We start from the raw sequence: 13622 nt of genomic DNA on the forward strand, positions 1-13622 counted from the left end.
TGGGCGCTGCCTTGCGGCAGAGCCGGAGCTAGATGTCCAGGGCTTCGCGCCAACTGCGGAGGAATGCTCCTCCGGCGTCGTCATGGATGACGTCGGCGGCCAGCTCAAGGTCCGCCGCGGTGAGGATCGTGTAGGGCTTCACGGGAACACCGTCCGCGGGCCGCACGTCCACATGCTTGACGTCGTGGTCGTTGTGGTGGAGCCAGTCCGCCATGGCGTAGTCGGTGCGCGAATCGCCCACTGTTCGCCAGGAGAGCGGCGTAATGCCCTGGGCGGCCAGGAGTTCCACGGCACGGCTTGCACCGAGGTCCTTGCCTAAGCGGACCGACTCTATGTCCGTGGAGATGATGGTGGGGTCCAGCCGGTAGTCCGCGGTGTCATCGGATCCGGGTGCGTGGTGGTCCAGGATGGCCGCGTTGAGGTTATGGCTTGCCATGATTTCCAGCGCGTCCGCGTCGAAGAGTTTCTGTTCGGCGAGGTAGTCCTCGCTGGCAACGTCAAGGTGCTGCTCCACGGACACCATGGCTCGCTTGGTTTCGTCGAAGAACATGTGAGAGGCGTAGTCCTCGGCCACCAGTCGGCGGATGTCGTCGCCGTAAGCCTTGGGCACCGCGAGTTCGTGGTCCACGTGGATGGGACCGGGACCCTCGGCGGTGTAGCTGAACCAGACCGCACCCTTCTCGCAGATAGCGTGGATGGTGGTGCCTGAAGGCATGCCCGCGGCAATCATGGGCTCCATGACCTGTTCGCTGATGAACGCATCGGAACGGCCGGTATTGAAGATGACCGGGATGCCCGCAGCGGCCAGGGCTACGAGGTCGGCGATGATGTCCGGCTTCACGTCCCGCGTGACAGGGCTGGCGATGGGACCGTCGACGTCGAGGAGCAGCGCGAGGGCAGGGTTCTCCCGGGTAACAGTCCGGCCGGGACTTTGGAGCGGTTGAGTCATGTCCCTATTCTGTCAGTCCGCGGGGCCCACTCCACAGCTGTGACGCCGCCGGGCCGATAATCACCATTTGGCTACAACCTGCCTGTGCCGGGGCTCACAAGTTCCGTTGGGGCTGTAACTTCCATAGGCTTGCAGGGTGATCTTCAAAGCTGTGGGCGAGGGACGCCCGTACCCTGACCATGGATACTCCGCGCCGCGGGATTGGGCTGCCCTGCCTCCCCGCCCGGTCCGGCTTGACGAGCTCGTCACCACCAAGCGCACCCTGGACCTGGAAGCGTTGCTGGCTGAGGATTCAACATTTTTCGGAGACCTTTTCCCCCACGTGGTCCAGTATCAAGGGGTCATGTACCTGGAGGACGGACTCCACCGGGCGGTCCGGACGGCACTGCATCAAAGGACGGCGATCCATGCCAGGGTGTTGGTGATCGATGGCTAGGCGTCCCAAGGATGTGACGCACCTCCATGGCCATCACGTGGTGACGGGCGAGGAACTTCGCGCCACGTTCGCCGACGACTCCGGGATGCCGCCCTCACGGTTCGGGAGGCGGCTTTTCCACGCGATCGTCCTAGTCCTTCTGGTGGGGGTCATCGCGGCCGGAGCCGTAGGCGCCTGGGCCGTCATGAACGGCGTGGTGAAAGTCCCCGCCGCGGTAGCCAGCAAAGCTCCCACGAGCCTTTGCCCGGGAACCACTTTCGACTACGTTCCCAACGAAACCGTCAGCCTCAACGTCTTCAATGCCACGTCCCGCAGCGGACTGGCCGGCACCGTCGCGGAGCAATTCGCCGCACGCGGCCATAAAGTGGGCGCCGTGGACAACAGCGACACCGCCTATTCGGGAGTCGGAGTCGTCATTTCCGGCGTGAAGGGCCAGGCAGCCGCCTTCAACGTCCAGCGCAACCTCGCCGGTACCGACTACTACGAGGACAACCGTGAGGACGAGTCCGTGGACGTCATCCTCACCCCGGGCTACGAGGGCCTGGTTGAACCGGAACAGGTTGACAAGACGCCCGGCAAGCTCAGCTGCCCCCGCGAGGACCTCCGCATCGCGGACAATTCCAAGTGGCCCATCATCCCCACGAATCCCGCAGACAACTAAGCTCCCACAGCGCTTCTACGCTTCGCTGGCCTGCAGTGTCCCCGCGGCGGCGGTCCGGACAGGCCTGCCGGCGTCGTCGAACTTCGCCCCCGCCCCCAGCTGGATAAACCGTACGGTGAGCGCCGTGGCGGTTTCGACGTCGGTGAGTGGCGATGGGAGCGGCGCGTCGCCGTCGGGCGTCTTGTTGCGTCGTGCGGCGCTGGCGGAGAGGGTGCCGTGAATGAGGCGCGCCAGCTGCGCCACGTCCACGTCCGGGAGGTAGTCCTGGCGAGCCCCGTCCTTGAGGATGTCCTCGAGGAGGATGTTCAGCCCGCCCACGTGGTCTGCGAGTTTGGCGAAGGAGCCTGGGGAGAGCACAGCTGCCATCGCCGGCCCCGGCGGCAAGTGGCGGCGACTGAGGTCCTCCACTTGGGATCGGACGTAGAGGGCCAGCCGGTCCACCGGATTGTCCAGGGCTGCCAGGGAATCGCGCAGGTCCCCGATGAAACGCTCGGTCTCGTCCAAGGCGTACGCGATGAGCAGTTGCTCCATGTCCGCGTAGTAGTTGTAGACCGCAGTGCGTCCTACGCCTGCGTGGCGGGCGACGTCGGTCATGGTCAGGCCGGGAAGGCCGTGGGTGAACAGAAGCTCACCGAACGCGGTGAGGATACGACGTTGGGTCTCGGCGCGTTGGGCAGCGTTGGTGGCGGCCGTGATCCTTGGCATATAGACACTTTACCGTTATCTGTCAGCAAATACCCGTGAACCCTGCGGGGCGGAGGCGGGCGGAAACTCGCGTAGCATCGAGTCAACCGGATTGATTTCACCAAGGGGGACTGTTGCGGGCAACGGTCAAGGATGTAGCGCGCCGCGCGGGAGTGTCTCCCAAGACCGTTTCGAATGTGATGAACGGCGTGGTGCCCGTCAGTGCGCCCACGCGCTTCAAGGTCGAGCAGGCCATGCAGGAGCTCGACTACGTTCCCAACCTCTCTGCGCGGGGACTGCGCAACGGGCGCTCGGGCGTCATCGGCCTGGCCCTGCCGGATCTGGCCACTCCCTTTTCCGCCGAACTTGCCCACCATGTGGTGGAAGTTGCCCACGAACAAGGGTGGAGCGTGCAGATTGAGGAGACGGGGTTGGATCCGCAGCGGGAGCAGGATCTGATGACACGTGCCCGGTCCAACCTGATCGACGGCCTCATCCTCAACCCCGTGGTCCTTCAGGAAAGCGCCGTCAAGGTGGGCGTTTCCCTTCCTCCGGTAGTGCTGCTTGGCGAAGTCACCCAGCACATTGCCGATCGCGTGTTCGTGGACAGCATGGCTGCAGCGCGGGACATGACGCTCGCCCTGGCGAAACCGGGGCGCCGGAGGATTGCAGTCCTGGGCATCAATGCCGCCCGGCCTTCGTCAACCGCCATTCACCGCGCGGCCGGCTACGAGTCGGCCCTGGAGGCCTTGGGCATAGCGCCTGATGATGACCTGCTGATCCGCTGCGAGAAATGGACGTCCGAGTCCGCAGCTGCAGCACTTGATTCCTGGCTTGACTCGCACCCTGTTCCGGAGGCTTTGTTTTGTTTTACGGACTCCATGGCGCTGGGTGCGCTTAACGTCCTCTGGAAGCGGGGCATCCGGGTTCCCGATGATATTGCGGTGGCAGGATTCGACGACGTCGCGGACGGGCGTTTCGCTGTTCCGCCCCTCACTACTGTTTCCTTCGACCGGCGACTGGTAGCCTCCGAGGCCCTGCGACTGCTGACTGATCGAATGACGGACCGCGACTCCTCCCAGCGCGTGGTGCAGGTGGGTTACTCCATTGTGGAGAGGGGCAGCAGTACTCCGCGGGGGTAAGAGGCGTCGACGTATTTCTGTTTGCGCTAACAATTTTCTCTTGCCGCAATGATTACATCGTTGTAATGTGAGAGCTGCGTCACTCCGGCTCCACCCTTCTGCTGGACCTGACGCAAGGACACCGGGACTTTTTATGCAGTTGGCAGTGACTTTCAGCGGACCCATCCAAAGGAGTGACGGGTGAAGCAATTCGAAACCATAGCCGGGAGACAGGTATCCCGGAGGCAACTATTAGCCGGATCCGCGGCCCTCGGCAGTCTGGGCCTGATGGCCGGGCTGACTGGCTGCGGCGGAGCGGCCCAGGCGTCCCAGGCACGCGAGATCGGCTTTTGGCATCTGCTGTCCGGTGGCGACGGCATCAAAATGCAGGCGATGATCGCCACTGCCAACCAAGCCAACCCCGGCTTCAAAGTTCACCCCACCGTCCTGGCGTGGGGGCCGCCCTACTACACCAAGCTGGCCATGGCATCGGCCGGTGGCCGGCCTCCGGAACTGGCCATCATGCACGCAAGCCGCGTGCCAGGCTACGCGCCGGGCGGACTCATAGAACCCTGGGACCTGGACCTCCTCGCGGAGAACGGTGTGCGGGCCGAAGACTTCGCCTCGCGCATCTGGGAGAAGAGCCAGCAGGACGGCAAGGTCTTCTCCATTGCACTGGATTCGCACCCGTTCATCATGTTCTACAACACGGACGTGGCGGGCAAAGCGGGGCTCCTGGAAGCGGGCGGCCGGTTGAAAGAGGTCTCGACGCCGGATGACTTCAAGGCCATGGCGCTGGAGATGCAAAAGGTCACTAAAGGCCACGGTCTCTCTTTTGGATACCTCAACCTGGGCTCCCAGATGTGGCGCCTGTTCTACACACTCTACAAACAGCACGGCGCCGAGATCGTGCTGACTCCCGGCCAGCCCATGCAGGCCGACCGGGACGCTGCAATAGAGTCGCTGGAATTCATGGCCTCGCTCTTTGACGACACCATCGCAGCCAAGAGCGGCGACATCAATACCGGCATCGCGGAATTTGTCCGGGGTGATTCGGGAATGCTCTTCAGCGGTGGGTGGGAAATGCCCACCATGAAGAAGGCGAAGCTCCCAGTGGACGCCGTCACCATTCCCACTCTCTACGGGACACCGGCTGCGTACGCCGATTCGCACTCCTTTGTCCTTCCCCGGCAGCTCGTCGCGGATGAACAGAGCCGCAGGGACGCCTACAAGTTCGTCAGTGATGTCCTCAAGGGTTCGTTGTCCTGGGCTGAGGCAGGCCACATCCCGGCCTACCAGCCCATAGTGCAGTCGCAGGCCTACCGGGAACTTAGTCCACAGGCCCATTACGCCAATGCCGCGGACATCATCGCCTACGATCCCGAAGCCTGGTTCAGCGGCTCCGGCTCGGATTGGCAGACCTATTTTTCCGAGTACATCCAGAACGTTCTCCTGGGGCGCAACAAAGCAGCAGCAGGGTGGGACGGCTTCGTAGCCCGCACCAACGACCTCCTATTCCGGCCCAACCCGGTCTGACCGGCGCCGACACCCGAGCGACAAAGGAGTCCTTCATGAGTTCCTCTACACTGTCCCGGCAGGCCCGGACAACACCTCCGTCCGGCGTCAAGGCCGGCCCTTCCCTGCGCCGAAGCGGGGACAACGTGAGCGGCTGGGCATTCGCTGCCCCGTTCCTCGTGTTCTTCCTGGTATTCCTTGTATGGCCCATCCTGTACGGCTTCTACATGAGCCTGACGGGCAAATCCCTCACAGGGGCCAACGACGCAGTCATTGGCTTTGCCAACTACTCCGAGGCTTTCGCCGACGCAGGGATGTGGCGTTCCCTCGGCAACACGCTCTATTTCACGGTGATCAGCACTGTTCCCCTGGTGCTGGTTGCATTGGCCATGGCGGCGCTGTTGAACATCGGCCTCCCGGCCCAGTGGTTGTGGCGCTTGAGCTATTTTGCGCCCTTCCTCCTGGCCTCCACGGTGGTGTCCATGTTCTTCGTGTGGATGTACAACCCGCAGCTTGGACTGATCAACGACTTCCTGTCCAAGTTCGGCATCCCGAAAGTTGGATGGCTCAACGACCCCAATGTGGCCATGTGGTCAATCGTGATCGCAACGCTCTGGTGGACTGTGGGCTTCAATTTCCTGCTGTACCTGGCCGCAATGCAGAACATCCCCTCGCAGCACTATGAAGCCGCATCGCTGGATGGCGCAGGAGCCTGGCGGCAGTTCTTCTCCATCACCCTGCCCCAGCTCACGCCAACAACGGTCATGATCGTGCTGCTCCAGATTCTGGCTTCCCTCAAGATCTTCGACCAGATCTACCAGATGACAGCCGGCGGCCCGGGCGGCTCCACCCGGCCCGTGGTCCAGTACATCTTCGAAACCGGGTTCACCGGGTACCGGCTGGGATACTCCGCAGCCATCTCCTACATCTTCTTCGGACTGATCGTGATGGTGTCCGTCATGCAGTTCGTCATTACCCGCCGCAGGAGCGCTTAGCCATGGCAACCACAACCCTCACCCGTTCCACCCCGGCTGCAAGAGGCCAGGTCATCCGGCAACCGCGCCGGAAGCCCACCATCGGCAAGGCCGTCGCGGTCGCCGTCGCCGCCGTCCTCGCCCTCCTCTGGCTGGTTCCCTTCGCTTGGGCAGCGGTCACCGCTTTCAAGACCGAAGCGGATGCCTCGGCGCCCAAGGTCACCTGGATCCCGCCGTCGGGCTTTACCGCGGAGGCGTTCATCAACGTGTTCCAGGCTGGCAACATCCCGCTGTGGACGTGGAACTCGCTCTACACCTCGGCGGCAATCACGTTCATCACGCTGGTGATCTCCGCCCTGATCGCCTACGCCTTGTCAAGGATCGAGTTCAAGGGCAAGAAAGTCCTGATGACGGCAATTATCGCCAGCATCATCGTCCCGCCGCCCGTGCTCATGATTCCGCTGTTCTATCAAATGCTCGCTTTCAAGATGATCGATACGCCATGGGCCATCATTCTCCCGCAGGTAATCCACCCGGCCATGGTGTTCGTGCTGAAGAAGTTCTTCGACCAGATCCCGCGTGAACTTGAAGAAGCGGCAGTGATGGACGGGGCCAGCCGGCTCCGGATCTTCATGACGATCATCCTGCCGTTGTCCCGGCCCATCCTGGCTGCCGTCGCTATCTTCACGTTTATCGGTGCCTGGAACAACTTCCTGTGGCCGTTCATCTCCACCAACGACGATTCGCTGCTGACCCTCCCCGTGGGCCTTCAAACCATCAAGAGCGCCTATGGCGTGCAGTACGCGCAGAACATGGCGTCCGCGCTGCTCGCGGCGCTGCCGCTGATCGTCGTGTTCCTCTTCTTTCAGCGGCAGATCATCAAGGGCATCTCAACGACCGGACTCGCCGGAACCTGACCAGGCACCTGCCGAGCACGCCACAACCGATAAACCCAAACCTGACATTCAAAACCCGGATAAGAAACACACCCAAGGAGATTCATGTCCCGCGCACGCATTACGCTCGATCGCGACTTCACCGTAGGCGAGGTACCCCGCCGGCTTTTCGGTTCTTTCGTGGAACACATGGGCCGCTGTGTCTACACCGGCATCTACGAACCCGGCCACCCGGAGGCAGATGAGAAGGGCTTCCGCCAGGATGTCCTCAAGCTCGTCAAGGAACTCGGTGCCACCGTGATCCGCTACCCAGGCGGCAACTTCGTCTCCGGTTATAACTGGGAAGACGGCATCGGCCCCCGGGAGGACCGGCCGCGCCGCCTGGACGGAGCCTGGCACACCGTGGAGACCAACGCATTCGGCCTCCACGAGTTCGTGGACTGGTCCCGGCAGGCCGGCACCGAAATCATGGAGGCCATCAACCTGGGGACCAAGGGAGTGGATGCTGCCCGCCAGATCGTGGAATACGCCAACCACCCCGGCGGCAGCTACTGGTCCGACCTCCGGGCCAGGAATGGCCACAAGGACCCGTTCGACATCAAGCTGTGGTGCCTCGGCAACGAGATGGACGGGCCGTGGCAGATCGGGCACAAGACCGCCGAGGAATATGGCCGGTTGGCACAGGAAGCTGCCAAAGCAATGCGCTTCGTGGATCCCACCATTGAGTTAGTGGCCTGCGGAAGTTCCAACTCCGGGATGCCCACGTTCGGAGCGTGGGAGCAAACGGTGCTCACCCACACCTATGACGAGGTGGACTACGTTTCCCTCCACGCCTACTACCAGGAGCACGACGGCGACGTCGGCAGCTTCCTCGCTTCCGCCGTCGACACCGACTACTTCATCGAGTCGGTGGTGGCGACCGCCGACGCTGTCCGGGCCAAGGGCAAGCACAAGAAGCACATCAACCTGTCCTTCGACGAGTGGAACGTCTGGTACCAGCGCGGCCGGGACACCGAGGACCAGTTGAGTAACATCGTCAAGGGCCCGTGGGTTGAACACCCGCGGGTGATCGAGGACAAGTACAACGTCACCGACGCCGTGGTGGTGGGGACTCTGCTGAACTCGTTGCTGCGGCACGGCGACCGCGTGAAGATCGCCAACCAGGCGCAGCTGGTCAACGTGATCGCGCCGATCTTCAGCGAGGCCAACGGACCGGCGTGGAAGCAGTCCATCTTCCACCCGTTCGCACGCATGGCCGAGCTGGCCAAGGGGCAGATCCTGCAGCTGTCCGTGAACTCGGACAAGTACTCGAACGCGCGTTTCGGCGACACCGACCTGGTGGACGTCAGCGCCACGTGGAACGAGGAAACGGGCCGGGTTGCCTTGTTCTTCGCCAACCGCGGACTGGAGGAGGCCGCCGACGTCGAGGCAGCCCTGCATGGTTTCGACGCCCGCCAGGTTCTTCGGGCCGAGGTCCTGGAAATACCCGACGGCGGGGACCGCTTCACCATCAACAGCCAGTCCCAGCCGGACCGGGTGGGGCTGACGCCACTGGAAGGCGTCAAGGCCTCCGGTTCCGAGCTGCGGCTGACGCTGCCCGCTTTGTCCTGGGCCGTCGTCGAACTCGAGGTGGCGAAAGCCTAGCCCCCGCACCCAACCGGGCGGCACCCAACCGGGTCGCAGTTGAGCGCATTTTGAGCCGTCAAAACGCGCTTAACTGCGACCTACTTGGGGGGAGTACGACGGCGGGTGGGTCAGTTGACGGCGCAGCCGTCCGGGCCGCAGGCCTCGGCGTCGGAGGATCCCACCGGGATCAGCGGGTTGGCTTCCTGCCACGCCTGGTTGAGGGCTTGGGAGAAGAGCTCGGCCGGCTGGGCGCCGGAGATGCCGTACTTGCGGTCGATGACGAAGAACGGGACGCCGGTGACGCCGATGGCGCGGGCCTCGTTGATGTCCATGGTGACCTGTTCGCTGAACTTGTCCGTGGTGAAGAGTTCAGCCACCTCATCGGCCGGAAGATCCAGCGCCTCACCGAGCCCGGTCAGGTACTCCTGGCTTCCGATGTCCTTGCCGTGCTCAAAGTGGTCGCTGAGCAGGCGCTCCTTCGCCAGGTCCTGCTTGCCGTGGGTGGCTGCCAAATGGATGAGCCGGTGGGCCGTGAAGCTGTTGGCCACCACAACGCTGTCAAAGTGGTAATCCAGCCCTTCGTCCTTCGCAGTCTGCGTGACGTGGGCGAACATCTGCTTGACCTGCTCCGGAGCCATGCCCTTGCGCTTGCTCAGGTAGTCCAGCTCGGTACCGTCGTAGTGTTCGGGGACGGAAGGATCCAGTTGGTAGCTCCGCCATTCCACCTCCACCGAATCGCGATGCGGGAACTGTGCAAGGGCACTTTCAAAACGGCGCTTGCCGATGTAGCACCACGGGCAGGCGACGTCGGACCAGATCTCAATCTTCATGCCTGCGTCAACCGGGGCAGCACAGGGAGCATTCCGGCAACAGGCTGTTATTTTCCTCACGGGGCTAATAGCCTTGATCCGGGTTAGGAAGTCAGCCCGCTGTGTATGGGGGTTATGCGCGGAGGCATGGATGCGCATTGGACTTATTGTTGGACCCTGGTTCACCGTCCCGCCGGAGAAATACGGCGGAACCGAGCGCGTCGTGGATGCCCTTGCGCGGGCGCTCAGCGACGCCGGGCACGACGTTCTCCTCGCGGCGTCGTCGGACAGTACCTGTCCGGTACCCCAACTGGACGGGCTGGGTCCCAGCCGTCCGGGCGAACTCGGGGAGACGCTGAGCGAACTGGAACACATCATCAAGGCCTATGCGGGCATGGGCGAGGTGGATATCATCCATGACCACACCCTGGGCGGGCCCCTGTACGGGCACAGGCCCCCGGGCGTTCCGGTGGTTACCACCATCCACGGACCGCTGAATGAGCAATCGGCGGTGCTGTACCGGGCCATGGCATCAGACACGGCGGTGATCGCCATTTCCCACTGCCAGGGGTCCCGGGTGCCCGATGTTCCGATGTCGGCCGTGATCCATCACGGATTGGATCTCTCCACGGTGTCCGTCGGCAGCGGCAGCGGAGGCTACGCTTGCTTCGTTGGCCGCATGTGCCCGGACAAAGGGCTCATGGAGGCGGTGGGGATCGCCCGGGAAGCCGGGATACCCCTGCGGATCGCCGCCAAGATGCACGCCAAGGACGAACAGCGTTTCTACCAGGAAGTGGTGAAGCCTGCGCTGGGCCCACAGGAGGAGTTCCTGGGTGAGCTGGCTGATCCGGAGAAGTACCAGCTGATGGGTGACGCCGCCGTCCTCATCAATCCGATTCAATGGCACGAACCGTTCGGGCTGGTGATGATCGAGGCATTGGCCACCGGAACCCCGGTCATTGCTACGCCCATGGGTGCAGCCACGGAGATCATCCAGCACGGCAAGACCGGATTCCTGGGCGACGTCCACCAGCTGGCCGGTTTCGTGGACGCCGCAACGAAGCTTAGCCGCGCCGAATGCCGGAGAGCCGTTGAGGGGTACTTCAGTGCAGGCCGGATGGCAGCGGAACATCTGGAGCTCTACGCGCGGGTGATCGAACAATTCAAGGGCAAGGGGGTTACGGGCGGGCCTTACGTGAAAGAGAATCAAAGGCAGGCCTTTTAAAACCGCAGCTAAGGAGCCCCACCGCCCATGACAGCCTGGAATGCAGATACAGAAGCAGGAGCGTCCGAACTGGGGGCGGTGACGGTCGTCGAAGGCTCTTCCTTCTGCATCTCATCCCATACAGGTGACGTCCACGCCGGGGGTTCGCAGGGCGCTTACTACCAGGACACCCGAATCGTCTCCCGCTGGGTACTGTGCATCAACGGCGAACCGCGCGAGCCCTTGGTGGCCCGCAATCCGACGGCTTTCCAAGCAGAATATGTGGGCCGGGCCTGCACTGAGGACGGCCGGTTCGAGAGCCCGTTGCTGGTCCAGCACCAGCGCAGCATCGGCTCGGGACTTCGGGATGACATCACTATCCGCAACTACTCCAGCGAGCCGTCCAACTGCACCATCGAAGTGATCCTCGACGCCGATCTTGCGGACCTTTTTGACGTCAAGGGTGGTCGCGCCGGACACGTTGACGGGACCCTGAAGACCGCGCATGAGGACCGGTTGTACATCGAGTCCCGCCACTCAAACGGACAGCAGCGGGGCGTTTCCTTCCACGCAGAGGGGGCAAAGGTCACCGAGGAAGGGCTGACGTTCAATGTCACTATCCCTGCCAGGACCGACTGGACCGCCACTGTGATTGCCCTGCCCATCACTAATGGGAAAGAACCGGAAAATCCGTTTACCGCGGCGACTCCGCTCAGCCACAGCGTCGGCGCGCAACGCCATGAACAGTGGGAGGAGCACGTTCCCCGCATCAGCGTTACCGACATCAACGTCACCGGTGTCCTGGAGAAGAGCCAGCGCGACCTCGGCTCCCTGCGGATCTTCGACGCGAAGCACCCCGACCGTGCTGCCGTAGCGGCCGGAGCGCCCTGGTTCATGGCGTTGTTCGGCAGGGACTCGCTGCTGGCCTCCTACATGTCGCTCATGGTCGACCCCAGCCTCGCCGCCGGCACCCTGCAAACGTTGGCAGGCCTGCAGGGGACCAAAGTGGACATCGACTCCGAAGAGGAGCCGGGGCGGATACCCCACGAAGTCAGGCTCGGGGTGACTGCGGGGCACTCGCTGGGCGGCACGGCCTACTTCGGGACAGCCGATGCCACACCGCTCTTCGTCTCCACCCTGGGCGAACTCAGCCGCTGGGGACTGGGGTCGGACATCATCGAATCCCTGCTCCCGCATGCCGACCGGGCGATCGAATGGATGGAGAAGTACGGCGACCGCGACGGCGATGGGTTCATCGAGTACCAGAGGCCGAACCCCCACGGCCTGATCAACCAAGGGTGGAAGGACTCATGGGACGGCATCAACTTCGCCGACGGAACCATGGCGGAGGCGCCGATCGCACTCTGCGAAGTCCAGGCTTACGCCTATGCGGCGTACGTGGGCCGTTCCCTGCTGGCACGCGCGGCGGGGGACACCGCCGTCGAACGCCGCTGCGCGGACCGGGCCGAGGCACTCAAGGAGGCCTTCAACAAGACTTTCTGGCTGCCGGACAAGGGCTATTACGCGCTCGCCCTGGACAGGGACAAGAAGCCCGTGGATTCGTGCACGTCCAATATGGGCCACTGCCTGTGGGTTGGCATCGTGGACGAAGACAAAGCGCCGCTGGTGGCCGAGCGGCTCATGTCGCCTGAAATGTTCACCGGCTGGGGGATCCGCACCCTCGCCTCGGACATGGGGGCCTACAACCCCGTCAGCTACCACAACGGTTCGGTGTGGCCCCACGACACGGCGATCGTCGCCACCGGATTGATGCGATATGGCTTCGTTGAGGAAGCCAGTCGCGTTGCCAGCGGATTGTTCGACGCCGCCAAGCACTTCGGCGGCCGGCTTCCGGAACTTTTCTGCGGCTTTGACCGCTCGGACTTTCCGGAGCCCGTTCCCTATCCGACGGCGTGTTCCCCGCAGGCATGGGCGGCTGCGGCTCCGGTGCAGCTCGCCAGGATCCTGCTGCGCTTCGATCCGGACTTCACCCGGGACGTGCTGCACCTGGCACCGATACTCCCCGCATCCTTCGGGACGTTCAGCGCTGACAACGTCTTGCTGGGTGACTCACGGATCACCATCGAGGCAGCCGGGCCCACGGGGTCGGTGGCGGGGTTGCCGGAAAACCTGCGGCTGCGCAACGATCCGCGGCCGCCGTTGGCCGGGGACCTGTTCGGCTAGACCGCGTACTCCATGACGAAGTCGTGCTCCACGGTGTTGCCCAGCTGGAATGACTTGGTGCCCACCCGTTCGAAGCCGTTCTTCTCGTAGAAACGGATGGCCTTGGCGTTCTGGCTGTTGACTCCGAGCCACACACCGGCCGCTCCCTTGTCTGCCGCATCGGCAAGGGAGGCCTTCATGAGCCGGGCAGCTGCGCCGTGGCCGTGGTGTTCGGGATGGACGTAGCACTTGCTGAGTTCGGTGGAAGGCTGGGCTGAGAGGACCGAGGCCACATCGGGGTCGCTGGCGGGCTTGGCGATGAGCATGGTGTAGCCGTTCAGTTGGCCGGCGTCATCGAGCACGAGGATGGTGATGTTCGCGTCCGCGAGGTACTCGGCGAACCTGGCCTCGCTCAGGTGCTTCTCCAGATGGGCCTGGATGTCCTCCGGGGAGGAGCCCGGCGGGCACGCCAGCGGAAAGGTGACGGCCGCAAGCTCAGCGAGCTTCCCGGCGTCGTTGCTTGTAGCGGTGCGGATAGTCTCGGTCAACGCAGTGTCCCTCCAGGAGTCGGGTACGGAAAATGC

Annotated in this window: 13 protein-coding genes; 9 read left to right on the forward strand and 4 right to left on the reverse strand. The window is 63.4% G+C overall.

The features are described 5' to 3' along the window. Positions 1-28: 28 nt before the first annotated feature. Positions 29-949, reverse strand: coding sequence for a Cof-type HAD-IIB family hydrolase (locus QN084_RS14635; RefSeq protein ID WP_069696319.1), 921 nt, complete (start codon positions 947-949; stop codon positions 29-31). Positions 950-1085: 136 nt separating this feature from the next. Between QN084_RS14635 and QN084_RS14640 the strand changes: the two genes are divergently transcribed. Next, the gene (locus tag QN084_RS14640; RefSeq protein WP_021471645.1) at positions 1086-1385 is read left to right on the forward strand and encodes a type II toxin-antitoxin system VapB family antitoxin; all 300 of its coding nucleotides are present in this window, start codon (positions 1086-1088) and stop codon (positions 1383-1385) included. Further along, positions 1378-2046, forward strand: a complete 669-nt coding sequence (locus QN084_RS14645) for a LytR C-terminal domain-containing protein (RefSeq protein ID WP_031216273.1) — start codon at positions 1378-1380, stop codon at positions 2044-2046. The genes QN084_RS14640 and QN084_RS14645 overlap by 8 nt, the downstream gene beginning before the upstream one ends. 15 nt (positions 2047-2061) lie before the next feature. Here QN084_RS14645 and QN084_RS14650 read toward each other — a convergent pair whose 3' ends face one another. Next, complete coding sequence (locus QN084_RS14650; protein WP_285750256.1) at positions 2062-2751, reverse strand: TetR/AcrR family transcriptional regulator; 690 nt, start codon at positions 2749-2751, stop codon at positions 2062-2064. Between the two features lie 113 nt (positions 2752-2864). Between QN084_RS14650 and QN084_RS14655 the strand changes: the two genes are divergently transcribed. The 5 genes from QN084_RS14655 to arfA all read left to right on the forward strand — a co-directional run bounded on the left by QN084_RS14655 (position 2865) and on the right by arfA (position 8880). Continuing rightward, entirely contained in the window at positions 2865-3872 is a 1008-nt protein-coding gene (locus QN084_RS14655) for a LacI family DNA-binding transcriptional regulator (RefSeq protein ID WP_031216272.1), read from the forward strand. A gap of 180 nt (positions 3873-4052) precedes the next feature. Further along, entirely contained in the window at positions 4053-5387 is a 1335-nt protein-coding gene (locus QN084_RS14660; protein ID WP_069696320.1) for an extracellular solute-binding protein, read from the forward strand. 35 nt (positions 5388-5422) lie between these two features. Further along, positions 5423-6361 (forward strand): carbohydrate ABC transporter permease, encoded by a 939-nt coding sequence (locus QN084_RS14665; RefSeq protein WP_069696321.1) that lies wholly within the window; start codon positions 5423-5425, stop codon positions 6359-6361. A gap of 2 nt (positions 6362-6363) precedes the next feature. Beyond that, positions 6364-7257, forward strand: a complete 894-nt coding sequence (locus QN084_RS14670) for a carbohydrate ABC transporter permease (protein WP_021471639.1) — start codon at positions 6364-6366, stop codon at positions 7255-7257. A gap of 84 nt (positions 7258-7341) precedes the next feature. After that, complete coding sequence (gene arfA / locus QN084_RS14675) at positions 7342-8880, forward strand: arabinosylfuranosidase ArfA (protein ID WP_021471638.1); 1539 nt, start codon at positions 7342-7344, stop codon at positions 8878-8880. A 110-nt stretch (positions 8881-8990) separates the two neighbouring features. Here the strand turns inward: arfA and QN084_RS14680 are convergent, their stop codons facing one another. Continuing rightward, complete coding sequence (locus QN084_RS14680) at positions 8991-9692, reverse strand: DsbA family oxidoreductase (protein WP_021471637.1); 702 nt, start codon at positions 9690-9692, stop codon at positions 8991-8993. 130 nt (positions 9693-9822) lie between these two features. On the opposite strand from QN084_RS14680, the gene QN084_RS14685 reads away from it, so the two are divergent. Beyond that, positions 9823-10896, forward strand: a complete 1074-nt coding sequence (locus QN084_RS14685) for a glycosyltransferase family 4 protein (protein ID WP_069696322.1) — start codon at positions 9823-9825, stop codon at positions 10894-10896. A gap of 27 nt (positions 10897-10923) precedes the next feature. Continuing rightward, on the forward strand, positions 10924-13059 hold the full coding sequence (locus tag QN084_RS14690; RefSeq protein WP_069696323.1) for an amylo-alpha-1,6-glucosidase: 2136 nt from the start codon (positions 10924-10926) through the stop codon (positions 13057-13059). Here QN084_RS14690 and QN084_RS14695 read toward each other — a convergent pair. Continuing rightward, a complete protein-coding gene (locus QN084_RS14695; RefSeq protein WP_021471634.1) occupies positions 13056-13586 on the reverse strand; it encodes a GNAT family N-acetyltransferase in 531 nt (176 codons plus the stop codon). The genes QN084_RS14690 and QN084_RS14695 overlap by 4 nt on opposite strands. Positions 13587-13622 lie beyond the last annotated feature (36 nt).

Source organism: Paenarthrobacter sp. R1 (genome assembly GCF_030264015.1).
GTDB lineage: Bacteria > Actinomycetota > Actinomycetes > Actinomycetales > Micrococcaceae > Arthrobacter > Arthrobacter ureafaciens.

Coding starts and splice junctions, on each gene's coding strand:
- QN084_RS14635 (WP_069696319.1), bottom strand. CDS start 949: ATGACTCAACCGCTCCAAAGTCCCGGCCGGACTGTTACCCGGGAGAAC.
- QN084_RS14645 (WP_031216273.1), top strand. CDS start 1,378: ATGGCTAGGCGTCCCAAGGATGTGACGCACCTCCATGGCCATCACGTG.
- QN084_RS14650 (WP_285750256.1), bottom strand. CDS start 2,751: ATGCCAAGGATCACGGCCGCCACCAACGCTGCCCAACGCGCCGAGACC.
- QN084_RS14665 (WP_069696321.1), top strand. CDS start 5,423: ATGAGTTCCTCTACACTGTCCCGGCAGGCCCGGACAACACCTCCGTCC.
- QN084_RS14670 (WP_021471639.1), top strand. CDS start 6,364: ATGGCAACCACAACCCTCACCCGTTCCACCCCGGCTGCAAGAGGCCAG.
- arfA (WP_021471638.1), top strand. CDS start 7,342: ATGTCCCGCGCACGCATTACGCTCGATCGCGACTTCACCGTAGGCGAG.
- QN084_RS14680 (WP_021471637.1), bottom strand. CDS start 9,692: ATGAAGATTGAGATCTGGTCCGACGTCGCCTGCCCGTGGTGCTACATC.
- QN084_RS14685 (WP_069696322.1), top strand. CDS start 9,823: ATGCGCATTGGACTTATTGTTGGACCCTGGTTCACCGTCCCGCCGGAG.
- QN084_RS14690 (WP_069696323.1), top strand. CDS start 10,924: ATGACAGCCTGGAATGCAGATACAGAAGCAGGAGCGTCCGAACTGGGG.